This window comes from Bacillus sp. EB106-04-04-XG123, from assembly GCF_058791855.1.
Map to the genome: position 1 here is coordinate 305,763 of NZ_JBYTDZ010000001.1, position 25,239 is coordinate 331,001.

Here is a 25,239-nt window from a genome sequence, read left to right on the forward strand (position 1 = left end):
GGTCATTCCATTCAGTCTTTTTTTGTCCACCAGCACCTCCTACATCTGCATTCTCATAATCTCTTGGTACGCTTCGACTGCTTTATTTCGAAACTCTGTCGCAGCTGTGAGTGTGACACTCGCTTTCTGCGAGGCAATCATGACTTCATCGAGATTGACATCTTTTCCTTGTGCAAGCGCATTTGTATACTGGTCTGATTTCAGCTGTGATTGATTTAAAGCCTCAATGGAATTTTTCAGCACATCAGAGAAATTCGTTTGACTTTTAGGTGCAGCCGCCTGCAAGGACGATGCATTCGTCAATTCACTTGCTTGCTGAGCGGTTTGAAGCTGGAAAGGAGATATTGCATTAACCAATTCTTTTCACCTTACTTTCCTATTTCTAAAGCTTTCATCAGCATGCTTTTGTTCGCATTTAGAGCAGTCACGTTTGCTTCATATGATCTTGAGCTGCTGATGAGGTCGACCATTTCTTTTAATGGATCGACATTTGGTGTTTGAACATATCCATTTTCATTGGCATCGGGATTTGTAGGATCATATTGAAGGTTGAATGGAGTTTCGTCTTCTGTAATCTTTGTTACTTTGACGCCGTTTCCTAATTTGCCGCTCGAATTCATACTTGAGTTCAATATAGATGAAAATGATTCACCTGACGGCTGTAATGTGACAAGCTTACGTCTATAAGGCTCCCAGTTGCCATCAACCTGTTTAGCTCTTGTTGTATCCATATTTGCAAGGTTTGAGGATACAACGTCCATTCTGAGCCTCTGTGCCGTTAATGCTGAGGCCGAAGCGTTCACTCCTGAAAAAATCGACATCACTTACCTCCTGTCAAAACTGTTTTAAGAGAATTAAATTTCCCGCTCATTCTTTCCACCAAAGCATTATACTGAATTTGGTTTTTAGCGAGTTCACTCATCTCTTGATCAATATCGACATTATTTCCGTTTTCTTGATATGAAGTACGGTTGCTAGAAACAACTGAATAATTAGACCCTGTTTTTGAAAAATCAATGTGACCTTGGTATGTTTTTTTAGCATCTAATTTGTTCGATGCATCATTTAGCATGTCATGGAATGTGACGTTTTTCGACTTGTAGTTCGGTGTGTCTATATTCGCGATATTATCGCTTATGACTTTTTGCTTAACATTCGCTCTGCCCAAGGCATTCTCAAGGTTGCTTATCGTTCCAGAAAATATATCCAAAACCATATACCTCCAATCATATGTATTTCATTCCATTTAATCATGTCGAGATTTGTAAAACCATATGTTCATTGTAAGAAATAATAGGATTAAAGTCTATGATGTATATGTAAAAAAAACTCGTAATATATATCTATTTTACGAATAGGTATAAAGGCCTAGATTCAAAGCACTACAGATTTGTAAGGGGTTTCTTGGAAAAAAGAGTGACATTTTTCGGACAAATCCTCATTTTTTCACATAAAAAACCCTTTTCAGCATTTATTTCGGCCAAAAAGGGTTTTTGATTAATGAGATTTTAAATTTTCGAGTTCAATTAAAAATTTGTTGTTCAACACTTTGATGTACGTTCCCTTCATTCCAAGAGAACGAGATTCGATTACGCCTGCACTTTCTAACTTACGTAATGCGTTTACGATCACTGAACGAGTGATCCCTACACGGTCTGCAATTTTACTTGCGACAAGAAGACCTTCGTTTCCATCAAGCTCTTCAAAAATGTGCTCAATCGCTTCAAGCTCACTGTATGATAGAGAGCTAATCGCCATTTGGACAACCGCTTTACTTCTTGCTTCTTCTTCGATTTCCTCTGCTTTCTCGCGAAGAATCTCCATTCCAACAACTGTTGCCCCGTATTCAGCAAGAATTAAATCATCATCTGTGAATGTATCTTGTAAGCGGGACAGGATTAACGTACCTAAACGATCTCCTCCGCCGATAATTGGAACAATTGTTGTTAAACCTGATTGGAATAAGTCACGGTTCTCAATCGGGAAAGCTGTATATTCACTGTTAATATCAAGGTTTGAAGACGTTTCTGGGACATTGAATAGACTCTTTGTATATTCTTCAGGGAACTGACGATCTTCAAGCATTTTTTTCATACGTGCATTTTCGATCTGTTGATTAATGGAGTAACCAAGAAGCTTTCCCCTTCTGCTTAATACGAAAATGTTTGAATCAATGACATCTCTCAGTGTTTCTGCCATCTCTTTGAAATTAACTGGTTTCCCCGCTGCATCTTGCAGCATTGAGTTAATAATCCTTGTTTTTTGTAGTAACGCCATAATAATGATCCTCCTAGATTACTTTATTCATTTGTTAAAGTATAAATTGACTTAAATCTTTGTTATTTGCAATCTTTCCTAGCTTCTCTTCGACATACTGAGGGGTAATGGTCACTGTCTCCATCGTTATATCAGGCGCCTCAAATGAAAGCTCTTCAAGCAGCTTCTCAAGTATGGTATGAAGCCTTCTTGCACCGATGTTATCTGTCTCCTGATTGACATGATAAGCCACTTCGGCAATCTTATGAATAGCATCGTCAGAAAATTCAAGAGATATACCTTCTGTTTCAAGTAAAGCTTTATATTGCTTTAATAATGCATTATCTGGTTCCGTTAAGATTTTCACAAAGTCTTCTATACTTAATTTATCTAATTCTACACGAATTGGGAAGCGCCCCTGAAGCTCGGGAATCAAATCTGACGGCTTTGCCATATGAAATGCACCTGCTGCAACAAAAAGCACATGATCAGTTTTAACGGCACCATATTTCGTCATCACAGTTGAACCTTCTACAATCGGTAAAATATCACGCTGAACCCCTTCACGAGAAACATCTGCAGATGATGCACCGCCGCTTTTGGCGATTTTGTCGATTTCATCGATAAAAATAATTCCTTGCTGCTCTGCTTTGTAGACCGCTTCCTGACTGACTTCATCCATATCAATCAGTTTTGAAGCTTCCTCAGCCGTTAACGCCTTTCTTGCTTCTCTAACAGTCAGCTTTCTGCGTTTTTTCTTTTTAGGCATGAGATTGCCAAGCGCATCCTGCATGTTCATACCCATTTGCTCCATACCCGAGCCTTGAAGCATATCAAACATGGAAGGCTGCTGTTCTTCTACTTCGATCGTGACGTAATGATCTTCAAGTTCTCCCATCGCCAGCTGATGAGCAATTCGCTTTCTTGTCGATTCGAGTTCCACTTCTTCATTTGAATGATCTCGATCACGGTCATCTTCATCAGAACCGCCAAACAGCATCTCAAAAGGATTTTTCACAGACTGGCTTTTTTTCTTACCAGGAACAAGTAAATGAACAAGGCGTTTATTTGCTTGTTTTTCTGCTTCTTCTTGAACATCTTTCATTTTTTCTTCTTTGACGAGTCTTATCGCTGTTTCAACTAAATCTCTCACCATGGACTCTACGTCACGGCCAACATAACCCACTTCAGTAAATTTCGTCGCTTCCACTTTAATAAAAGGGGCACCAGAAATTCGAGCAATTCTGCGGGCAATTTCTGTTTTCCCCACACCTGTAGGGCCAATCATTAAAATATTTTTAGGAACGACTTCATCCTTTAGCTTATCATGTAAAAGACTTCTTCTGTAACGGTTTCTTAAAGCCACCGCCACTGCTTTTTTCGCATCAAGCTGACCAATGATGTATTGATCAAGCTTTTCAACTATCTCTCTTGGGGTGAACGGCTTTTTCTCCATACGTCTCATGTCCTTTCTATTCAAGCTCTTCTAAAGTGATTTGATCGTTCGTGTAGACACAGATTTCTCCGGCCGTTTCAAGAGCGGCCTTTGCAATTTCTCTCGCTGAGAGATGATCACCTGCATGGGTTTTGAGTGCTCTCCCGGCGCTAAGCGCATAGTTGCCGCCTGAGCCAATGGCCAAAATCCCATCATCTGGTTCAATGACCTCTCCAGTTCCAGAGACGAGCAGGATGCTCTCTTTGTTCATGACGATGAGCATGGCCTCAAGCTGCCTTAGCATCTTGTCACTTCGCCATTCCTTCGCTAGTTCTACGGCTGCCCGCTTTAAGTTGCCACCATATTCTTCAAGCTTTGTTTCAAACTTTTCAAAGAGTGTAAACGCATCTGCTACTGAACCTGCAAAACCTGCAAGCACCTTGCCTCCGAAAAGACGGCGCACTTTTTTTGCTGTGTGTTTCATCACGACAGCCTGCCCGAAAGTGACTTGACCGTCGCCAGCCATTGCACTTTTTCCTTTATGTTGAACGGCAAAGATGGTTGTTGCATGAAATGATGACATGAAAAAACCTCCTTTTAGGATCGTTTAAAAGCCCTTGGGTGATGAGACATGTACGTGTTTCTTAAAGAATCTTTTGATACATGCGTGTACACCTGTGTAGATGATAAATTTGAATGACCGAGAAGCTCTTGAACACTTCTCAAATCCGCCCCCTCGTTTAAGAGATGCGTGGCAAAGGTGTGCCTTAACATGTGAGGATGGATATGTAATGTACCTGACGCCTTTTTCATTAATTCAGTGAGAATGAATCGAACACCTCGGTCTGTAAGAGGCGTCCCGCGCTGATTCAAAAACACATGTGCATCAGCGCGGTCTTTCCCCTTAGATTTCAGCTTCTGCCTTCCATCCTCTAAATAAGTAATGAGCGCTTCATGAGCATATGACCCGAAAGGAACATACCGCTGCTTGCTGCCTTTCCCATGAACAAGCACTGTATCCATCGATAAATCAAGATCAGATTCTTTTAATGAACATAACTCACTGACCCTCATACCTGTTGCATAAAGAAGTTCTAAAATGGCTTGATTTCTTTGCCCAAGCGGTGTGCTGACATCAGAAACTGTAAAAAGCTCTTTTAGTTCCTCCTCATACAAAAATGAAGGAATCCGCTTATCCTGTTTTGGTAAGCTAACGAGTAAAAAAGGATTTTCTTTCACAAGCTGTTCTCTTAATAAAAATTTATAAAAGCTGCGAAGCGCAGAGACTTTCTTACTAATCGTTCTTCTTGTCAGGCCTTTTTCATAAGCTTCTGTTAAATAAATTCTCGTATCTTGATAGGATACCTCTTCAAAACCGTCTATTCCTTGAATGTTCATAAATCTGACAAACTCTTCAATGGCTTCTGTATATCCTGAGATCGTTAAAGCTGAATAGTTTTTTTCAATTTGCAGATATTCAATGAATAAGTGGACAAGACGCTGTTTATTCGTCATTTTTACACCTCTTTAAGGCTTTTAAATGGTATCACATATCTTGCTTTCCGTGCAATGTTTTACTACAGAGATTTCGAAATAGTTTGAATAGTTTCGATTGCGCGCTTAGCGTACTCTGCATAACGTTCTTGTTTGTTTTTAATTCGAACACCTAGATCTTTCAGCAAACCAAAATTCGCATTCATCGGCTGGAAGCTTTTCTTGTTTGTCGATGTGATGTAATAAGCCATACTGCCAATCGCCGTTTCCTCAGGAAGTGTCACAAGCTCTTCTCCTTTGACAAAACGAGCGGCGTTAATGCCAGCCACAAGTCCGGAAGCTGCAGACTCGACATACCCTTCAACGCCTGTCATTTGTCCGGCAAAGAATAGATCATCTCTATTTTTAAACTGATAAGTCGGTCTTAAAAGGCTTGGCGAGTTAATAAATGTATTACGGTGCATCACCCCGTAACGAACAATCTCTGCTTCTTCAAGGCCTGGAATCAAACGGAATACTTCCTTTTGATCGCCCCACTTTAGATGTGTCTGGAAGCCAACGATGTTATATAAGGTACCTGCTGCATCATCCTGTCTTAATTGAACAACAGCGTAAGGTCTTTTTCCTGTTTTCGGATCTTCAAGTCCTACTGGCTTCATCGGGCCAAACAGCATCGTTTTCTTTCCTCTTTTCGCCATGACTTCAATTGGCATGCAGCCTTCAAAGAAGATTTCTTTTTCAAATTCTTTTAATGGCACAGTTTCAGCAGAAATGAGCGCCTCATAAAAACGATCGAATTCTTCTTCTGTCATTGGACAGTTTAAATATGCGGCTTCTCCTTTGTCATAGCGTGATTTCAAATACACCTTATCCATATCAATGCTATCTTTCTCTAGAATAGGTGCCGCTGCATCGTAGAAATAGAGATATTCTTCTCCTGTTAACGATTTTAATTCTTTTGAAAGTGCTTCTGATGTCAGCGGGCCAGTCGCGATAATTGTCGGGCCTTCTGGAATGCTTTGCACTTCTTCTTGAAAGACCGTAACATTCGGATGATTTTTCACGCGATCTGTCACGTTTGCTGCAAATTCATGACGGTCTACTGCAAGCGCGCCGCCCGCAGGAACTGAGCTTTCATCTGCTGCTGCGATAATGGCTGAATCTAAATGACGCATTTCTTCCTTTAATACACCTACTGCATTCGTCAAAGCGTTCGCACGCAGTGAGTTGCTGCATACAAGCTCCGCAAATTTATCTGTGTGGTGAGCCGGCGTTTGTTTAACAGGTCTCATTTCATATAAATTGACTTTAATTCCTCGTTTAGCGATTTGCCATGCAGCTTCACTTCCAGCTAAACCGGCTCCGATCACATTTACAAATTGACTCATTGGACAACTCTCCTATTTCGTAAGTTCTGTTTGATGACATAAAAAAGCAGGTGAACAAGGTTGCTCACCGCTATTTTTGTTGTTCCTCTTTATAATCACAGTTCACACATTGAACTTGAACGCCTTTTTTCAGCTTTTTCTCTACAAGCATATTTTCGCATTTTGGACACTTTCTTTCAATTGGTTTGTCCCAAGAAACGAATTCACACTCTGGAAAACGATCACAGCCGTAAAAAATGCGGCGTTTCTTCGATTTTCGTTCAACAATGTTTCCTTCATGACATGACGGGCATTTGACACCGATATCTTTGACAATTGGTTTTGTGTTACGGCAGTCAGGAAAGTTAGAGCACGCCATGAACTTGCCGTATCTACCCATTTTGTAAACCATCGGATGTCCGCACTCTTCACAATCAACACCTGCGTATTCCGGCTCAATCTCAACTTCTTGCATTTCTGCTTCAGCTTTTTCTACCCGTTTTGCAAAGTCTTGATAGAAGCTGTCGATAATACGAACCCATTCGATCGTACCTTCTTCAACACTATCAAGTTCCTTTTCCATTTTCGCTGTAAATTCAACGTTAATGATTTCAGGAAAGAATTCGATGATTAAGTTGAGTACAATCTCTCCAAGCTCTGTCGGAGTAAATCGTTTATTATCAAGCGCGACATAACCGCGCTTTTGAATCGTATCTAATGTTGGTGCATACGTAGATGGACGGCCTATACCGAGCTCTTCAAGTGTTTTGACCAATCTTGCCTCTGTGTAGCGTGGAGGCGGCTGTGTGAAATGCTGTTCAGGTTCGATATCTTTTGAAAGGACTGTATCCCCTTCTTTCAGATCAGGAAGCATTTTGTCCTTTTCCTCGAGCTGGTCGTCCTTCCCTTCTACATAAACCTTCATAAACCCAGGGAATTTCACTTTACTTCCATTCGCACGGAAAGTAAGACCATTATGATCAAGATCCACACTCATTGTATCAAGAACAGCCGGCGCCATTTGGCTTGCCACGAATCGTTCCCAAATCAATTTGTACAGGCGAAGCTGATCACGGCTTAGCACATGCTTGACATCTGCCGGTTTTCTTAACGTAGAAGTCGGACGGATGGCTTCGTGAGCATCTTGTGCGTTTTCATTCTTTTTAGCCGTTCGTTTTGTTGTATTTAAGAAATTCTTGCCGTACGTCTGATCAATGAAAGCAGATACTTCTTCAATCGCCGTATTTGAAATACGTGTTGAGTCCGTTCTCATATAAGTGATGAGACCGACTGTACCTTCTTTACCAAGATCAATTCCTTCATATAATTGCTGTGCAATCATCATCGTCTTTTTTGCACGGAAGTTTAATTTTCTTGCAGCCTCTTGCTGTAAAGTAGAAGTCGTAAACGGAACAGCTGGATTACGTTTACGTTCTTTTTTCGTTACTTTCTCTACAGAGAATTTGTTTCCTTTTAATTTCGAAAGGATTTCTTTTACATCTTCTTTTGTTTTCAATGGATGTTTTTTGCCATTGAGACCAAAGAAACTTGCTTCGAAGCTTTCTTTTCCTTTGAGGAATGTACCGTCAATTGTCCAGTATTCTTCTGGTTTAAATTCATTAATTTCATTCTCGCGATCAATAATGAGTCGGAGTGCAACTGATTGAACACGGCCAGCACTTAAGCCCTTTTTCACTTTCTTCCATAAAATCGGACTGATTTTATACCCAACGAGACGATCTAAAATTCGTCTTGCCTGCTGTGCATCAACTAAGTCCATATCGATCATACGAGGATGCTTAAAGGAATCTTTAATCGCATCTTTTGTAATCTCGTTAAAAACAACACGGCAGTCAGAAGAGAGGTCAAGGTCAAGGCTATGTGCTAAATGCCAAGCAATCGCTTCTCCCTCTCTATCGGGGTCAGCCGCGAGAAAGACTTTCTTTGCTTTTTTCGCCGCTGTTTTTAATTCCTTTAAAACTGGGCCTTTCCCGCGAATCGTAATATATCTCGGTTCGAAGTCATGCTCAGTGTCAACACCGAGCTGACTTTTCGGTAAATCCCTGACGTGTCCCATTGAAGCCTTTACTTTATACTTTTTTCCTAAATAACGCTCAATCGTTTTCGCCTTTGCTGGCGACTCAACGATGACTAAATAATCAGCCATACTCAAAATCCCCCTTAAGAGGTGTTCTCTCTTTATACATTTCACAATTCATATTTATGTTAATTGCACCTATCTAACAGGCAATCGTTAAAAATTCTTTATGATGAACATCATTATAAACACGAAAAACAAAGTGTAAACTTAAATCCTCACTATTATTAAATATTCCGATGTCTTTTGTCAAACGATATTTTTATGAGAGTTCAGTATATTGAACGCTGCGGAAGGAGAATTCCTCTAAAATATCCTTTGTAGAATGAACAAGCTTTGCTCCCTGCTGAATGAGTCTTGCCGGTCCTGTGGAATTAGGATCAAAGATGGAACCGGCAACCGCAAATACTTCTTTTCCTTGCTCAAGTGCTTGATAGGCTGTAATAAGAGAACCGCTCTTTTCTTTGCACTGAATGACAATGGTTCCTCTCGTCAACGCACTAATTAAACGATTTCTCATTGGAAAATGCCACTTTTCTGGTTTGACATAAGGCGGATGCTCTGACAAAAGCAAATGATGCTCGCCCATGTATTGAGCCATTTGCGCATGCTCTTTTGGGTATAAATGCTGAAAGCCACCGGCTATAATGCCAATCGTTTTCCCTTTTTTCCTGATGCACTCTTTATGTGCCAGTCCATCGATTCCTTTAGCTAGCCCACTAACAATCATCCACTCTTCTTTGACAAGCTCACCAACAATTTTTTTCACACATGCTTCTCCATAAGATGATGGAAGTCGCGTGCCGACTACACCTAAACTTTTTTCTTCATTTAAATATGATACGTTTCCTTTTAGGAATAACACAGGGGGAGGATCATAAATATTTTTTAGAGTGCTTGGATATAAGGGTGATGTGATGGGAATCATGTGAATGTTTTGCTTTAAATAGGCTTGAACGATGTGTTGAAAAATGGGGAATTCATTTTCTTCAGCTTGTTTTAAGCGGGTAAAGTCGATCGTTTGTAATGCTCGATCCTGTTTAAAATGATGTGTTTCTTCATTTATATATAGCTCAGGATCGACTTTCCACCATTTTGTAAGTAATGAGGGTGAGATGAGGCCTTTTAAGCGGTGAAAAATCATTCTTTCGGACACGTTGTACATACCATTCCTCCAGTTTAAGATAGAAAGAAGAAGACTTGTCAAAGAACAAGTCTTCTTGTGTCATTAATGCGTTTTACAAGCTTCGAAGAGATTCTTCTCTTTTAATACTTTAATCAACGTTTCTCCCATGACAGATGGTGTTTCTGCCACTTCAATTCCACATTCACGCATTGTTTTTACCTTTTCATCAGCTGTTCCTTTACCACCAGAAATAATGGCACCAGCATGTCCCATACGTTTTCCTGGAGGCGCCGTTTTACCGCCAATAAAGCCTACGACTGGTTTAGTCATATTTGCTTTTACCCATTCAGCTGCTTCTTCTTCAGCCGTACCACCGATTTCACCGATCATAATCACAGCATGCGTTTCAGGATCTTCATTGAATGCTTTTAACACATCAATAAAGTTTGTCCCATTTACCGGGTCCCCCCCGATGCCTACAGCTGTCGATTGACCAACGCCAGCTTCTGAAAGCTGATGTACCGCTTCATATGTAAGCGTTCCAGAACGAGAAACAACACCCACATGACCTTTTTTATGAATGTAGCCAGGCATGATACCAATTTTACATTCTTCAGGTGTGATGACACCTGGGCAGTTTGGTCCAACAAGTCTTGTTTTCTTACCTTCCATGTAACGCTTCACTTTGACCATGTCCAGAACTGGAATATGTTCTGTGATACAAATGACGAGATCGACTTCTGCGTCAACAGCCTCTAAAATGGCATCTGCCGCAAATGGTGCTGGTACATAGATAACAGAAGCGTTCGCTCCAGTTGTCTGAACTGCTTCAGATACAGTATTAAATACAGGAACTCCTTCTACTTCAGTTCCACCTTTTCCAGGTGTGACACCGCCAACAATATTTGTTCCGTACTCAATCATTTGTTTTGTATGGAACAATGCGGTTGAACCGGTAATCCCCTGAACAATTACTCTCGTATTTTTATTAATAAATACACTCATTTAGGTTCCCTGCCTTTCTGCTCTACTTGACTAAAGATACAATCTTTTCTGCCCCGTCAGCCATAGACTCAGCAGAAGTGATATTTAAGCCTGAATCACTCAGGATTTTCTTCCCTAATTCAACGTTTGTTCCTTCCAGACGTACAACAAGTGGTAATGTTAAGCCGACTTGTTTCGTCGCTTCAACAACACCTTCTGCAATGACATCACATTTCATGATGCCGCCAAAAATGTTCACGAAAATCCCTTTTACATTTTGATCAGATAAGATGATTTTAAATGCTTCCGTTACTTTTTCAGCTGTTGCACCGCCGCCAACATCTAGGAAGTTTGCAGGGTCCCCGCCGTAATGCTTGATGATATCCATTGTAGACATCGCAAGACCTGCTCCATTGACCATACAGCCAATATTTCCATCTAGAGAAATGTAGCTTAAGTCATATTTAGATGCTTCAATTTCTTTTGGATCCTCTTCATCAAGGTCACGGTATTCTAATATATCTTTTTGTCTATATAAGGCATTGCTATCAAAGTTTAATTTTGCATCAAGTGCCATGACTTTTCCATCGCCTGTTACAACCAGTGGATTAATCTCAGCAATTGAACAATCTTTTTCAATAAACGCATTGTAAAGGCTTGTCATAAACTTAACAGCTTGGCCAACTAATTTTGTTGGAATATTAATTTTAAATGCTACTTCTCTCGCCTGATAGCCTTGCAGGCCAATCGCTGGATCGATAACAACTTTCACGATTTTTTCTGGCGTTTTTTCTGCTACTTCTTCAATTTCAGTACCGCCTTCTTCAGATGCCATCAATACAATTCTTGATGTCGCTCTGTCCAAAACTAGTCCAACATAGTATTCCTTTTGAATATCGCAGCCTTCTTCAATAAGTAAGCGTTTTATTTCGCGCCCTTCAGGCCCTGTTTGATGTGTGACAAGTGTCTTGCCGAGCAATTCCTCTGCAAACCCTTTCACTTCATCTTTCGTTTTTGCAATTTTTACCCCGCCTGCTTTACCACGGCCGCCTGCATGAATCTGTGCTTTTACGACATATACAGAGCTCCCTAGCTCTTCTGATGCTTTCACTGCTTCATCAGGTGTAAATGCTACTTTACCATTTGGAACTGAAACCCCATATTTTCTTAGGATTTCTTTTCCTTGGTACTCATGGATATTCATTTCCCATCCTCCCAACATATGTAGAAACAAAAATTATAAAATAGACTGCGCTTTCATTTTAAAGAATAAAAAAGAGAATGTCTAGGGTTCTATGTAAAATCGTAAAATCCTTCTAAACATTCAAACTTTTATTTTATTAAAAATATAAATTTTTCAGTCAAATCACTTATTTTACCTTATTTTTTCATTTTTTGATCTAACCTGTAGATAAACGAAAAAATTTCTGCTACAGTATCGTATAACGCTTCAGGGATTTCCTCATCTAACGTTAAGTGGCGCATGAGTTCGACTAAATTACGGTCTTCCTGGATAGGGACTCCCGACTTTTTTGCTTCTTCAATAATATGATCTGCCACATAGCCGCTGCCTGTTGCAACGACTTTTGGCGCCTTTTGTTTTTCTTCATCGTAATGCAGAGCGACCGCTCTTCTAAGCGGTTTTGAATCCTTCATACTCGTAAGTCCAGCCCTTTCTCGCTGATTTTATGAAAGTGTTCATCTAGAAATTGAGACGGATCTACTGGCTCTTGTCTCTTTTTTGCTGTAATTCCCGTTAAACTGTATCCTAGAGCATTTAAATTCTCCCGAACAGCCGGAATCATCGGATTAATGGTTCCTTGCAGTTCATGAGCTGTCTCGACAGTAATGGACATGACCTTTTGCTGAATCGTACAGTCTATTAAGGTTTCTTCAAGGTTTTCCATGTTTAAATAAAACATCAGGCGGCACTGAGAAATATCAATAGAGCCATCTTTTTTCTTATGTCCCTTTAGTATAAAGGTTAAATCTTGAACACTATGTTTTGAGAAAAGAGGATAGGAAACCATCATTTGACTGACGGTTTGGTTCTCCTGCTGCACAAATAACTGTCCATTCAATCTATGAAATAATTGATCCACTTCTTTTTTAACGTGCTCTGGTAAATCAGCCTGTCTCACATCATTTAAGGTAAGCTTTAATTGGTGCAGCTCCTGACTTTTGACATCCTGGCTGCCTTTTTCAAGCAGTTTCAGCATACCAATTTCATCACGCACACCGATTGCCTTTTTCATCGTCATTAGTAAATCGAGCACATCAGTTTTATTGCTTAATGTTGGTTCAGTCTGCTGCACCGCCTGAGCTAATGCTTTCGCCTCCGGTTTCGAAAGAAATGGAAACTCTTTTTGAAGCACAGCTGCTTTTGCGTCAGGCTGAGAGCCTGCCTGCTGGAGTCCGTGCAGCAATGTTGTGAGCTGTTTTAAGTTGGGTTCTAGTTGCCCATCTGCACCTTGTTTCATCAAGCTGGCCAGTATCCGCTCAATTTGCTGAAGCGGGATTTGCAGCTCTTTTGGACTTGTTGACTGCTGCTGCGCGTTTGTCTGAAGAACTTGGGACGGCTGCCGCTCTTGAACGATTGGGGCATGGCTATTTTCTTTTTGCTGAGACGGATTGAGCTGAGTCGTTACTGGTAAACTACCGCCTTGCTTCGCCTCGCCTTCTCTCGCTGCTAGAAGGACTGATAAGAGCTTTTCTGCATGGACGGCTGTCTCTGCATCTATAACTGACCGAACGGCTTGTGTAAGGGTCTGTGTGGCGTCTGTGTGCTTCGGCAGCTGTGTTAATTGATTTAATAGCGCTGTTATATCCTGATGAAGGGCAGAGGATGATTTTACGGCTAAAATAGATTGAAGCACCCCTTGCCGGATCGGTAAATCTTTCTTTAAAGCAAAAAGAAGTGACTGGAGCCCTTTCTTCACATCAGCTCCTTGAAGCTGTTCGATCCACTTCACTGCCGTTTTTAACTCTCCTTCGTTGATGACGGACTTTTCCTTTAAAAAAGCTGTAGCTGTCAGCATGTTTTCAAGCCCATTTTTCAGTGAGAGACCTTCTAATAGTTTGACTGCTGCATCCTTTAATGTCTTAGGATCTTGATCAAATTGCTGAACGGGTCTTAGTTTATTGAGGCTGCCTCCACCCTCTTGTTCAAATTGGAACCAATAAAACGCATCTGCTTTAAGCTGAGCCGCCAGCTGCGCTTTTATTTTCGTTGAGCCTATTTGAACAAGGGCTGTATCATCTCCAAGCATTTTTAGTACTTTGCCGAGAATCAGCCGATGAACATTATCCTTCCCTTCGGTGTTTAATGGAACCGATTCGGCTGTATTCAGCCGGCTATTCAGTGCTGTATGTATGTCCTCAACTCTTGTCATCACAGGCAGCCTCCTTAGACTAAAATTTATGATATAACAGATTTCACCGGCGCAAACGATAATCGGTGGATTGGGGCAGCACCATGTGTTTGAATCGCAGCCAGGTGCTCTTTCGTTCCGTACCCTTTATGTTTTTCAAATTGATACTCAGGATACTTACGCCCGTACTCTTCCATCATCTGATCCCTTGTCACCTTCGCAATACATGCACCTGCTGCAATGGATGCACTTTTTGCATCTCCTTTGATGATATTCTCTTGGTGAGTAGAAAGTGGAAGTGTCATGGCATCTATGAGTAGATAATCAGGTGTATGAGTTAACTGCTCCACAGCTCTCACCATCGCCAGTCTTGATGCTTCATAAATATTGATTTCATCAATCGTAGCCGCATCAACAATGCCGATTCCGATATCAAGTGCTTCTTTTTGAATTAAATCAAAATAAGCCAATCTTTTTTTCTCAGATAATTGCTTTGAGTCGTTTAAACCGAGCAGGACTGTATCTTCCTTTAATATGACGGCTGCTGCCACAACTGGGCCGGCGAGCGGTCCTCTTCCTGCTTCATCTATTCCAGCAATACATGTGTATCCCTGCGCCTTTGCTTTGTTTTCAAATTGCAGCATGTCATCCCATGCCACGCGAAGTGCTTGCTGCTTTTCTCTCTCTTTGTGCCACTTTTCTATGAGTTTTTGGACACTTTTTCTCGTATCATCTTTCACAAGCTCACGAATGTATGACTCATCGCCTGCATGCTTTTCTATTAGTTCTTTTATTTGTTTCACCGTGTACATAGGCTTTTTCGCAGCCTCCTTCTTTATATCGGCAGTTTTTCACAAAAAATAAAGACCCGCATGAGCTGCGTGTCTTTTAGCTTTCAGGCTTCTCAAAAGTGAGGGGACCAAATTTTTCTGTTCGAATATCCCGAATAATGATTTCGGTGGTTTTGTCATAGTTTATGAATCCCCCGCTCATTAGACAGCCGCGCTTAGTCCCAATTGCATCAAACAGCTCAACCGTATCTTCAGGTATCTCCGCTAGGTCATAGCGTTTTTTTAATCGCTCTGGGTAGTTCTCTTCTAGAAAACGAAGTGCATACACAGCGACATCCTGTAAGTTGATGATCGAATCTTTGATCGCTCCAGTCACCGCAAGTCTGAGTCCTACTTGCTCATCTTCAAACTTCGGCCAGAGGATTCCAGGGGTATCGAGCAGCTCTAGTTCTTTCCCTACCTTTACCCATTGCTGTGATGTCGTAATACCAGGACGGTCTCCTGTTTTGGCAATGTTCTTTTTCGCTAAACGATTGATTAAGGTCGATTTTCCGACGTTGGGAATCCCGATAATCAGTGCTCGAATGGCACGTGGTTTGACGCCTTTCGCTTTCATGCGGTCGAACTTTTCTTTTAAAATTTCTTTTGAAGTTGTGATGATCTGATTTAACCCTTGTCCATCGACAGAGTTAATAGCTAGTGACCGAACGCCTTGCTGCTCAAAATGCGCCTGCCACTCCTTTGTCATACGAGGATCTGCTTTATCAGCTTTGTTTAATAGCATGATTTTGGGTTTATTTTGAAGGATTTCTTCGATCATTGGGTTTCTAGAGGACATCGGAATTCTTGCATCGGTTAATTCAAATACGATGTCGATGAGCTTTAATTTTTCTGTGACTTCACGTCTTGCTTTTGCCATATGGCCTGGAAACCATTGAATCGTCATATGTGCACCTTCTCTCTTCTACCTGTTATCTTTATACATTGTACAAAAAAAGAGCCTGTTACAGGTAACAAGCTCTTTCCTTTGATATCATTATCGTCTGATTTCTTTGATACGAGCCGCTTTACCGCGAAGTTCACGTAGGTAGTAAAGTTTCGCACGACGTACCTTACCGTGACGTACAACTTCGATCTTAGCGATTTTTGGTGTGTGTACAGGGAATGTACGCTCAACGCCTACACCGTAAGAGATCTTACGAACTGTGAAAGTTTCGCTGATTCCACCACCACGACGCTTAATTACAACACCTTCAAAGATCTGGATACGCTCACGAGTACCCTCGACAACTTTAACGTGTACACGTAAAGTGTCACCAGGACGGAACGCAGGAAGATCAGTGCGTAATTGTTCTTTTGTGATTTCTTCAATCAAATGTTGCATCGTTTTCAACTCCTTCCAACAGATGCTCATGTCCTCTTTCTTCATTGCAGCGGAACATCGTTTTCAAACTTGGATCAGCAAGCCGTCCAAGTCACAAGTAGTATCATACCATACCTCTATGCCGTGTGCAATACAATCTAGTCATTATGAAGCTGCCAAAGCCATCTTTTTTCATCATCCGTTAATGTTTTGCAAGAATCGATCAAATCTGGCCGTCTTGTATAAGTTCGCTTCAATGATTCTTTGCGCCGCCACTCTTCTATTTTGGCATGATTTCCAGAGAGGAGCACATCCGGCACTTTTAGTCCTTTATAATCCGCTGGCCTTGTATAGTGCGGGTGCTCAAGCAGACCTGTACTGAATGAATCTTCGATGTGAGATGCTTCTTTTCCAAGCACATGAGGCAAAAGCCTGACCACACTGTCTGCAATCATCATCGCTGGCAGCTCTCCGCCTGTGAGGACGAAATCTCCGATTGAGATCTCATCTGTGACAAGATGCTCCCTGATGCGCTCATCGTAGCCTTCATAGTGGCCGCAAATGAACATAAGATGCTCTTCTTTTGCAAGTTCTTCTGCCTTTTTTTGTGTATATCTTTCCCCTTGAGGACAGACAAGAATAACTCGGGGCTTCGTGCTTGCTTTCTTCGTTAAATCTTCTACCGCATCAAATACGGGCTGTGCTTTCAGTACCATACCAGCACCGCCGCCATACGGATAGTCATCCACTGTTTTATGCTTATGATCCGAATACTCTCTAAAATTGACAACATGAAATGAAACAGCTTCTTTCTCCTGTGCTTTTTTTAAGATCGATGAGTGAAGCACACCTTCGAACATTTCAGGAAAAAGGGTTAAAAAGTCGATTTTCATTCGTCAATGAGTCCTTCCATCATTTCAATGCGAACAGTTTTGGATGAGATATCAATGTTTTTGACGACAGATGGAATATATGGAATGAGGGCATCTTTTTTGCCTTTTCTTCCAACCACCCACACATCATTTGCCCCTGGCGTAAGGATTTCTTTGATTTGGCCGATCAGCTTGTCCTCTTCATCGTATACTTCACAGCCAATGATTTGGTGAAAATAAAATTCTCCTTCGTCTAATGACCCAAGATGTTCTTTTTCTACCTTTAAGATTGACTCTTTCAGAAGCTCTGCTTCATTTAATGAGTTGATTTCTTCAAATGTGAGTAAATCAAACTGTTTGTGCTGGCGGTGTGATGCGACAGTCACTTTCAGCGGCTCTTTTTGACCTTGTTTAAAAATATAGAGCACGCTTCCCTTTTTGTAACGCTCTTCTGGGAAATCCGTCTTTGACACGACGCGTACTTCTCCGCGCACTCCGTGTGTATTGACGATCTTTCCAACATTCAACCATTCTAGCTCCATGTTCTCAATCACCCCTGACGTATTTCCACAATGGTGCCGTCTTTCACGACGATGACATTATCTTGCATTTTGTCATCCCATTTATCACCTATTTTTACTTCAACCAGTGCATCCACTTCTGTTTCTTTCATTTCACTTCCAAGCGGCAAAATATGAAGCTGCTCTACTTGAAAATCAATCTGCCTGATCTTCTCTTGCCTTTTATCGATCGCTTTTTGAAATTGAGGGATGGCTTCTTGCTGATGTGGTTCTTTTTCATGTTTTTTTAGTTGAAAATATAATTGATTGCATTCACGTTCTAGTCTTTCTTTTTTCTCCAAAAAAGTCGTTAACAGTTTGTCCTTACTGCTTTCAGTTAATACTTGCATCACGGTGACATGTTGAATGATCTGCATCTTCCTTTTTGTCCCCCTATCCGAAGGCATTTGTCCTCTACAGTATAACGAAAAATAGATTTAAACGTGTAAAAAAAGGGGAGGTCCTAAGCCCTCTCCCTTTTTAGTCAGCAATCTCAAGTTGAACTTTCTTAGAAGACTCTGCACTTGCTGCAAAAATGACTGTTCGTATCGCTTTTGCTGTACGTCCCTGCTTTCCGATCACTTTTCCGGTATCTTCAGCATTGACAGACAGTGTGTAAATCACCTGCTCATCTTTTTCTAATGAAGATACGTGAATATCTTCAGGGAAATCAACAAGTGGCTCGACGATGGACACAATCAATTCTTCCAAGGACAGCTCATTCATTATTTGCTGTTTTTCGCATTATGAAATTTTTCAAGAATTCCTTGGCTTGAGAAAAGGTTGCGAACTGTATCAGATGGTTTCGCACCATTTTGAAGCCATTTAAGCGCTAATTCTTCGTTGATTTTCACCTCAGCTGGTGATACCACTGGGTTGTAAGTTCCAACTGTTTCGATGAAACGACCGTCACGTGGTGAACGAGAATCTGCTACAACAATACGATAGAAAGGAGATTTTTTTGCTCCCATACGTTTTAAACGAATTTTTACTGCCATTTTACTAGCACCTCCGAAAATATTTCAACAAGATAGTATATTAACAATGATAAAAGGGTTTGTAAAGTGTTTTTTCTTAACAACGGTTTTATCATGTATAACCAATTACATAAATGGTAATTTAAAGCCCTTTTTCTTTCCTTTGGACATGTTGGTCATTTGCTTCATCATCTTTTTCATTTCATCAAATTGCTTTAAAAGGCGATTGACTTCCTGTACAGATGTTCCGCTTCCTTTTGCAATCCGTTTTCTTCGGCTTGCATTGATGACCTCTGGCTGTTCTTTTTCCTGAGTCGTCATTGATTTAATGATCGCTTCGATGTGATTGAGCTGCTTTTCGTCCACTTGGACGTTTTTGAGCCCTTTCATTTTACCGGCTCCCGGCATCATTTGGATCAGTTCATCAAGAGGACCCATATTTCGAACTTGGCCAAGCTGCTCGAGGAAATCATCGAGCGTGAAGCTCATTGTCCGCATTTTTTGCTCAAGCTCTTTCGCTTTATCTTGGTCGACGTTTGCCTGTGCTTTTTCAATCAGCGTGAGCACATCTCCCATGCCAAGAATTCTTGATGCCATCCGCTCTGGATGGAATGGTTCAATTGCATCAAGCTTTTCTCCTAGTGCAGCGAATTTAATCGGCGTATTGGTGACAGCTCGAATAGAAAGGGCTGCACCGCCTCTTGTATCACCGTCTAGTTTTGTGAGAACAACACCTGTTAAACCAAGCTGTTCATTAAAGCTTTTTGCGACATTGACAGCATCTTGACCTGTCATAGAGTCAACAACTAGGAAAATTTCTTCTGGATTGGCTACTTCTTTTACTTTCTGAAGTTCATCCATTAATTCTTCATCGATATGAAGACGTCCTGCTGTATCTAAAATGACATAATCATGGTGTTCTTCTTTCGCTTTTTCAATTGCCTGTTTGGCAATTTCGACAGGGCTGACTTGATCACCTAATGAAAACACCGGCATATCAAGCTGTTTCCCAAGCGTTTGAAGCTGCTGGATCGCTGCTGGTCTATAAATATCAGCAGCCACCATCATCGGCTTGCGATTATGTTTTTTGCGAAGTAAATTGGCAAGCTTCCCAGTTGTGGTTGTTTTACCTGCCCCTTGAAGACCAACCATCATAATGACTGTTGGAGATTTTTTCGCTACAGCGATCTTACTCTCTTCTCCGCCCATTAATTCAGTGAGTTCTTCTTTTACAACTTTAATGACCTGTTGTCCAGGGGTAAGGCTTTTCATGACCTCTTGTCCAACTGCCCGCTCACTTACTTTTTTCACAAAGTCTTTGACTACTTTAAAATTGACGTCAGCTTCAAGAAGGGCAAGGCGTACCTCGCGCATCATTTCTTTTACATCTTGCTCTGACACTTTTCCTTTGCCGCGGATTTTTGAAATCGTCTGCTGCAGTCGGTCGGCTAATCCTTCAAATGCCATACTGTGCCGCCTCCTAATCTAATTTCTCAAGCGATTCAATTAAAGCTTCTGCTTCTTCCGTTTGCGCAGAATCAGCTACAAGCTCTCTCATTTTTTTGAGAAGTTCTTTACGCTCTTTAAATTTCTTAAACAAGAGCAGCTTTTCTTCATATTGTTCAAGCATCGCTTCAGTCCGTTTAATATTATCATAAACAGCCTGCCTTGATACTTCATATTCATCCGCAATTTCACCGAGGGAAAAATCGTCTAGGTAGTAAAGCGACATGTAGCTCTTTTGCTTTGCGGTCAACAACGATTGATAGAAGTCAAACAAGTAATTCATTCTCGTTGTTTTTTCAAGCGTCATGGGCTCTCTCCCCTTTGTTAAGTTCATTCCCTTTACATCAACTAAGTTTACACGGTTCTCTGCTGTGTGTCAAGTTTTTATCTTGTCACTTCATGAAGCTACGTATAAATAAAAATGCCAGCAGTTTTGCCGGCATTTTTTTGTTAGTCTTGTTGATCAATTACGTCTGAGAATAATCCATACACATACGATTCTGCATCAAACTCTTGCAGATCGTCCACCTTTTCACCTAAACCGACAAGCTTTACTGGGATGTTCAGCTCATTTCGAATCGCAAGAACAATTCCGCCTTTTGCAGTACCGTCAAGCTTTGTTAAAGCAATCCCTGTCACATTTGTCGCTTTAGAAAATTCCTTGGCTTGTGCCATGGCGTTTTGACCTGTTGTCGCATCAAGGGCGAGCAATACTTCATGAGGTGCATCTGGAACCTCGCGCTCAATGACTCTCTTGACTTTCTCCAGCTCTTTCATCAAATTGACTTTGTTTTGAAGTCTTCCTGCTGTATCGCAGATGAGGACATCTGCATTTTTCGCTTTTGCTGATTGAACGGCATCATAGATCACCGCTGCTGGATCAGAGCCTGCTGTTTGTTTGACGACAGGAACACCTGAACGCTCTCCCCAAACTTCAAGCTGCTCGATCGCACCAGCACGGAACGTATCACCTGCTGCTAAAATGACGGATTTCCCTTCATTTTTCAGCTTGTTTGCAAGCTTGCCGATCGTCGTTGTTTTCCCAACACCGTTGACGCCTACAAACAAAATGATATTCAAACGCCCGTCTTCAATGTTCAGCGCAGAAATTTGTTCCTCTCCGCTATTGTAGATGTCAACCAGTTTTTCAGAAATCACCGCTTGTACTTCACTTGGGTCTTGAATGTTTCTTAATTTCACTTCTTTTTTCAGCTCATCAATCAGTTCCATCACAGTTGTGAAACCGACATCAGCACCGATTAGAACCTCTTCCAGCTCTTCAAAAAAGTCTTCATCGACTTTGCGGTAGCGAGAAATCAGTTCATTTACTTTTCCTTGGAAGGAGTTTCTCGTTTTTTCGAGTCCATCTTTAAACTTTTCTGATACTGAATCGGTTTGCTGTGTAAATTTTTCTTTTAATTTCTTAAAAAAGCTCATTGGTTCAAAAACCTCCTTTAATTACTGGACAAGCTCTTTCGTTTCTTCTAGTTTGACAGATACAAGCTTAGAAACACCTGATTCCTGCATGGTTACGCCGTAGAGCACATCTGCTTCTTCCATTGTTCCCTTGCGGTGCGTAATGACAATGAACTGTGTTTCCTCGCTGTATTTCTTTAAATATTGCGCAAAACGGAAAACATTTGCTTCATCAAGCGCCGCTTCTACCTCATCTAACACGCAGAATGGAACAGGTCTCACTTTTAAAATAGAGAATAGTAAAGCGATCGCTGTTAAGGCTCTCTCCCCGCCTGAAAGCAGGCTTAAGTTTTGCAGTTTTTTCCCTGGCGGCTGCGCGACAATATCAACGCCAGAGTTGAGCAAATCATTTGGATCTGTCAGCTTAAGATCAGCTCTTCCGCCGCCAAATAATGCTTGGAATACAGATTCAAAGTGCCCGCGAATTTGAGAGAATGTCTCAGAGAAGCGCTTTGTCATCTCTTGATCCATTTCTTCGATGACTTGGAATAATGTATTTTTCGCTTCTGTCAGATCATTTCGCTGCTCTGTTAAGAAGAGATAGCGTTCATTGACACGTTCATACTCGTCAATGCTGCCTAAGTTTACTGTTCCAAGCTCTTCAATCGCTAGTTTGATCAGCTTCACTCGTTTTCTCGCTTCATCTGGCGATAACGTCAACTGATACATCTCTTTTGCTCCTTCAAACGAAAGAGCATATTCATCGTTCAAATAAGCAATCAGGTTATCGAGCTCGACTTCCATACGGCCTAGCTTAATCTCTTCATCTTTTAAGCTTGTAGTGAGCTGCTTGTATAAACGCTTTTGTTCTTTAAGTTCACGTTCAGCGAATTCTAATGTTTCAGAAAGAGCAAGACGCTGCTTACGCCGCTCTGAAATGAGTGCGGTTGTTTTGTTTTTGTTTTCCAGCTTCTCTTTCGCCGCTTCTTCCAGTTGTTCGGCTCCGCTTGAACTAGATGACATTTCACTTGTTAAGAGTGACAGATCTTCTTTTGTTTCCATCAGCGTCTGTTCAGCCTCTTCTAATTCAGCCATTAAACTCGAAAGCTTTTCTTGTTCATTGGCTAAGGACTGATCTTTTTTGGCAAGCGAGATTTTCAGCTCTGTTAATTCGGCAGAAATGGTTTCTTTCGTTGAGCTTTGCGTCTGCTTACGCTTTGTTAATGTATTGATCTCTTGATCAAGAGTCGTCAATTTTTCACCTATAGAGGCTTCAAGAGCGACCTGCTTTTTGTCCTTATCCGCAAGTTCAGTAGAACGCTGCTGCAATTCTTCTTTTTCTTGATCATAGAGTTCAAGATGAGCATTGATATTTTTTTCTGCAACTTGCAGTTCGTATAGCTTCCCTTTCAGTTCTTGCTGCTTTTCACGAAGCGTTTCGCCGCGCTGGCGCAGTTCGTTTAATTGGCTTTCGTTTGCTCCGATCAATTGCTTCGTTTCTTTTGTTTCTTTTTCAAGGATCGTTGTTTTCTCTTCCATTTCAACGAGCTGCTTTGTTAACGTTTCGATCTCCCGGTTTCTTGAAAGAAGAGAGTTGTTCTTTTTCTTTACGCCGCCACCAGTCATTGAACCGCCGGGGTTTACGACATCTCCATCAAGGGTCACGATACGGTAACGATGTCCAAGCATTTTTGCCAATTCATTGGCGCCTTTTAAGTCTCTAACGATCAGCACAGTTCCAAGTAAATTCTGAATCACCTTTTGATACTTTTCGTCAAAGGAAACGAGGTGACTCGCTACACCGATAAATGCAGCGTGCTGCTCTGCTGTTTGGACATCTCTGAGCTGAATGGTTCTTTCTTTGATGACGTTCATTGGCAGGAAGGTTGCACGTCCAAAGGAATGCTGCTTTAAGTATCCAATCGCTTGTCTCGCAGCAGCTTCATTTTCTGTGACGACGTGCTGCGTGGCTGCACCTAGCGCAATTTCAATCGCTGTCTCATGCTGCTGATCCGTTTGAATCAGCTCTGCAATAGCACCGTGAATACCGCCTAACCGTTCTTTTGCCTTTAAGACCTCTTTCACTCCTTGGAAAAAGCCTGAGAAGTCTTCCTGCATGGATTCAAGCATCTCTTTTTTGGATTTTGCCTGCTGTACGTATTGATAGGCTTGATAAAGAGCCATTTCTTTTTTCTCGTATTGACGTTTCATTTGCTCAAGCTTTTGTTCTGCTTCTCTAAAACGTTTGACTTGTGCCAGAATGTCTTCTTCCAGTGCTGAAAGCTGCTGCTCAGCCTCTGTTTTCTTTTCTTTGACAGACACTCGTTCTTCGATATGTTTTTGGTTATTTTGCGTCAGCCGCTCTAGCTGCATCGCCGCTTGTCGCTGCTGTTCTTCTAATAATTTACGTTCATTACGGATGGAAGCCTGTTCATTGAGCAGATCAAAATAATCGCTTTTCAGCTGTTCAATTTGACCTTCCACATCTTCACTATGAAGCGACAGTTGATGCTGCTTTGTGTTCACTTCATCTTTTAGCTGCTGCACTTCTTTTTGCAGGCTGTCCCGCGTGATTTTCTGCTGTTCAATCTTTTCGGTTAACAGTGCCTGCTTTTCAGTTAAGCGAACGAGCGTTTCTTCTAGCTGTCCTTGGTTTGCGGCAGCATTTTTTTTTCGTTCTTTTAGCACTTCTTTTTTTCCTTCAAGCTTTTCTAATTCTTCACTTGTGAAAAGAAGAACTTCTTGCAGGTCATTAATTGATTCATCAAGCGCTTGAATGCGGTCTCTCGACTCTTCAATTTTGGCTTCTTTTGCTTGGATATCTGTAGACTGCTTCATTTCATCTTGTTTGAAGCGCTCGACTGCTTCACCAAGTGTTGTCCATTTTTCATGAAGTGCTTCGATGTCATGGACAGTGAGGGCGATTTCGACATTTTCAAGCTCTTCTTTTTTTTGCAAATAGTCTTTTGCAATAGAGGCTTGCATTCTTAATGGTTCTACTTGATCTTCTAGTTCATGCAGAATATCTTCCACTCGGTTTAAGTTGTCCTGCGTTTCAAACAGTTTATTCTCGGCTTTTTTCTTTCTTGTTTTATATTTCAAAACACCAGCCGCTTCTTCAAAAATACTTCTTCTCTCTTCTGCCTTGCTTGATAGAATTTCTTCTACCTTTCCTTGACTGATGATTGAAAAAGCTTCTTTTCCAAGACCTGAATCCATGAAAAGATCAATAATATCCTTTAAGCGGACAGATTGATTGTTGATGAGAAATTCACTTTCTCCTGAACGATAAACCCTTCTTGTCACACTGACTTCGTGAAAATCGATCGGTAAAAAGTGGTCTTCGTTATCTAATGTTAAAGTCACCTCTGCTAGATTGACTCTTTTCCTTGAGTCACTTCCTGCAAAAATGATATCTTCCATTTTTCCTCCGCGGAGACTTTTCGCTGATTGTTCTCCAAGTACCCAGCGGATGGCGTCGGTAATATTGCTTTTGCCGCTTCCGTTTGGTCCAACAACAGCTGTGACCCCTTTGACAAAGTCCACGGTCACTCGCTGTGCAAATGATTTGAATCCTATCACGTCTAAACGTTTGAGGAACATGAGAGTGATCCTCCTTATGT

General features: G+C 41.2%; 26 protein-coding genes. All 26 read right to left on the reverse strand.

The genetic code is table 11. The features are described 5' to 3' along the window. Positions 1-39: 39 nt before the first annotated feature. Positions 40-357, reverse strand: a complete 318-nt coding sequence (gene fliE, locus AC3WTB_RS01530) for a flagellar hook-basal body complex protein FliE (protein WP_039178515.1) — start codon at positions 355-357, stop codon at positions 40-42. 11 nt (positions 358-368) lie between these two features. After that, positions 369-821, reverse strand: a complete 453-nt coding sequence (flgC, locus tag AC3WTB_RS01535) for a flagellar basal body rod protein FlgC (protein WP_024424179.1) — start codon at positions 819-821, stop codon at positions 369-371. Beyond that, positions 821-1,210 carry a flagellar basal body rod protein FlgB gene (gene flgB, locus AC3WTB_RS01540; protein WP_492333230.1) on the reverse strand — a complete coding sequence of 130 codons (390 nt, stop codon included), beginning with the start codon at positions 1,208-1,210 and terminating at the stop codon, positions 821-823. The genes flgC and flgB overlap by 1 nt, the downstream gene beginning before the upstream one ends. 287 nt (positions 1,211-1,497) lie before the next feature. Then, the gene (gene codY / locus AC3WTB_RS01545) at positions 1,498-2,277 is read right to left on the reverse strand and encodes a GTP-sensing pleiotropic transcriptional regulator CodY (RefSeq protein ID WP_007499612.1); all 780 of its coding nucleotides are present in this window, start codon (positions 2,275-2,277) and stop codon (positions 1,498-1,500) included. A 34-nt stretch (positions 2,278-2,311) separates the two neighbouring features. Beyond that, on the reverse strand, positions 2,312-3,712 hold the full coding sequence (hslU, locus tag AC3WTB_RS01550; protein ID WP_024424180.1) for an ATP-dependent protease ATPase subunit HslU: 1,401 nt from the start codon (positions 3,710-3,712) through the stop codon (positions 2,312-2,314). Positions 3,713-3,728: 16 nt separating this feature from the next. Next, positions 3,729-4,274 carry an ATP-dependent protease subunit HslV gene (gene hslV, locus AC3WTB_RS01555; protein WP_024424181.1) on the reverse strand — a complete coding sequence of 182 codons (546 nt, stop codon included), beginning with the start codon at positions 4,272-4,274 and terminating at the stop codon, positions 3,729-3,731. Between the two features lie 14 nt (positions 4,275-4,288). Next, the gene (gene xerC / locus AC3WTB_RS01560) at positions 4,289-5,206 is read right to left on the reverse strand and encodes a tyrosine recombinase XerC (RefSeq protein WP_212042671.1); all 918 of its coding nucleotides are present in this window, start codon (positions 5,204-5,206) and stop codon (positions 4,289-4,291) included. Between the two features lie 62 nt (positions 5,207-5,268). Next, the gene (trmFO, locus tag AC3WTB_RS01565; protein WP_034317774.1) at positions 5,269-6,573 is read right to left on the reverse strand and encodes an FADH(2)-oxidizing methylenetetrahydrofolate--tRNA-(uracil(54)-C(5))-methyltransferase TrmFO; all 1,305 of its coding nucleotides are present in this window, start codon (positions 6,571-6,573) and stop codon (positions 5,269-5,271) included. Between the two features lie 70 nt (positions 6,574-6,643). Further along, complete coding sequence (gene topA, locus AC3WTB_RS01570; protein WP_058837708.1) at positions 6,644-8,719, reverse strand: type I DNA topoisomerase; 2,076 nt, start codon at positions 8,717-8,719, stop codon at positions 6,644-6,646. A gap of 193 nt (positions 8,720-8,912) precedes the next feature. Next, entirely contained in the window at positions 8,913-9,815 is a 903-nt protein-coding gene (dprA, locus tag AC3WTB_RS01575; protein ID WP_039178503.1) for a DNA-processing protein DprA, read from the reverse strand. Between the two features lie 63 nt (positions 9,816-9,878). Continuing rightward, a complete protein-coding gene (sucD, locus tag AC3WTB_RS01580; protein ID WP_007499624.1) occupies positions 9,879-10,781 on the reverse strand; it encodes a succinate--CoA ligase subunit alpha in 903 nt (300 codons plus the stop codon). A 22-nt stretch (positions 10,782-10,803) separates the two neighbouring features. Continuing rightward, positions 10,804-11,964: an ADP-forming succinate--CoA ligase subunit beta gene (gene sucC / locus AC3WTB_RS01585; RefSeq protein WP_024426972.1), complete on the reverse strand. Its 1,161-nt coding sequence runs from the start codon at positions 11,962-11,964 to the stop codon at positions 10,804-10,806. Positions 11,965-12,140: 176 nt separating this feature from the next. Next, complete coding sequence (locus AC3WTB_RS01590; RefSeq protein WP_003211418.1) at positions 12,141-12,416, reverse strand: FlhB-like flagellar biosynthesis protein; 276 nt, start codon at positions 12,414-12,416, stop codon at positions 12,141-12,143. Beyond that, complete coding sequence (locus AC3WTB_RS01595) at positions 12,413-14,152, reverse strand: glycosyltransferase (RefSeq protein WP_492333231.1); 1,740 nt, start codon at positions 14,150-14,152, stop codon at positions 12,413-12,415. Before AC3WTB_RS01595 ends, AC3WTB_RS01590 begins: the two co-directional genes overlap by 4 nt. A gap of 26 nt (positions 14,153-14,178) precedes the next feature. Next, positions 14,179-14,943, reverse strand: coding sequence for a ribonuclease HII (gene rnhB / locus AC3WTB_RS01600; RefSeq protein ID WP_492333232.1), 765 nt, complete (start codon positions 14,941-14,943; stop codon positions 14,179-14,181). Positions 14,944-15,019: 76 nt separating this feature from the next. Then, the gene (gene ylqF, locus AC3WTB_RS01605) at positions 15,020-15,868 is read right to left on the reverse strand and encodes a ribosome biogenesis GTPase YlqF (RefSeq protein WP_024424188.1); all 849 of its coding nucleotides are present in this window, start codon (positions 15,866-15,868) and stop codon (positions 15,020-15,022) included. A 90-nt stretch (positions 15,869-15,958) separates the two neighbouring features. Next, positions 15,959-16,306 carry a 50S ribosomal protein L19 gene (gene rplS, locus AC3WTB_RS01610; protein ID WP_008354510.1) on the reverse strand — a complete coding sequence of 116 codons (348 nt, stop codon included), beginning with the start codon at positions 16,304-16,306 and terminating at the stop codon, positions 15,959-15,961. 137 nt (positions 16,307-16,443) lie between these two features. Continuing rightward, on the reverse strand, positions 16,444-17,178 hold the full coding sequence (trmD, locus tag AC3WTB_RS01615; RefSeq protein ID WP_058837710.1) for a tRNA (guanosine(37)-N1)-methyltransferase TrmD: 735 nt from the start codon (positions 17,176-17,178) through the stop codon (positions 16,444-16,446). Then, positions 17,175-17,699 carry a ribosome maturation factor RimM gene (rimM, locus tag AC3WTB_RS01620; RefSeq protein ID WP_058837711.1) on the reverse strand — a complete coding sequence of 175 codons (525 nt, stop codon included), beginning with the start codon at positions 17,697-17,699 and terminating at the stop codon, positions 17,175-17,177. The genes trmD and rimM overlap by 4 nt, the downstream gene beginning before the upstream one ends. 8 nt (positions 17,700-17,707) lie before the next feature. After that, complete coding sequence (locus tag AC3WTB_RS01625) at positions 17,708-18,094, reverse strand: YlqD family protein (protein ID WP_024424191.1); 387 nt, start codon at positions 18,092-18,094, stop codon at positions 17,708-17,710. A gap of 103 nt (positions 18,095-18,197) precedes the next feature. Next, positions 18,198-18,443, reverse strand: coding sequence for a KH domain-containing protein (locus tag AC3WTB_RS01630; RefSeq protein WP_024424192.1), 246 nt, complete (start codon positions 18,441-18,443; stop codon positions 18,198-18,200). Then, positions 18,443-18,715, reverse strand: a complete 273-nt coding sequence (gene rpsP / locus AC3WTB_RS01635) for a 30S ribosomal protein S16 (RefSeq protein WP_008344841.1) — start codon at positions 18,713-18,715, stop codon at positions 18,443-18,445. The genes AC3WTB_RS01630 and rpsP overlap by 1 nt, the downstream gene beginning before the upstream one ends. 105 nt (positions 18,716-18,820) lie before the next feature. Then, positions 18,821-20,161: a signal recognition particle protein gene (gene ffh / locus AC3WTB_RS01640; RefSeq protein WP_024426967.1), complete on the reverse strand. Its 1,341-nt coding sequence runs from the start codon at positions 20,159-20,161 to the stop codon at positions 18,821-18,823. Between the two features lie 13 nt (positions 20,162-20,174). Next, complete coding sequence (locus AC3WTB_RS01645) at positions 20,175-20,507, reverse strand: putative DNA-binding protein (RefSeq protein ID WP_012009935.1); 333 nt, start codon at positions 20,505-20,507, stop codon at positions 20,175-20,177. A 143-nt stretch (positions 20,508-20,650) separates the two neighbouring features. Next, positions 20,651-21,637 (reverse strand): signal recognition particle-docking protein FtsY, encoded by a 987-nt coding sequence (gene ftsY, locus AC3WTB_RS01650; RefSeq protein ID WP_024424194.1) that lies wholly within the window; start codon positions 21,635-21,637, stop codon positions 20,651-20,653. Between the two features lie 21 nt (positions 21,638-21,658). After that, a complete protein-coding gene (gene smc / locus AC3WTB_RS01655; RefSeq protein WP_492333233.1) occupies positions 21,659-25,219 on the reverse strand; it encodes a chromosome segregation protein SMC in 3,561 nt (1,186 codons plus the stop codon). Positions 25,220-25,239: the final 20 nt, after the last annotated feature.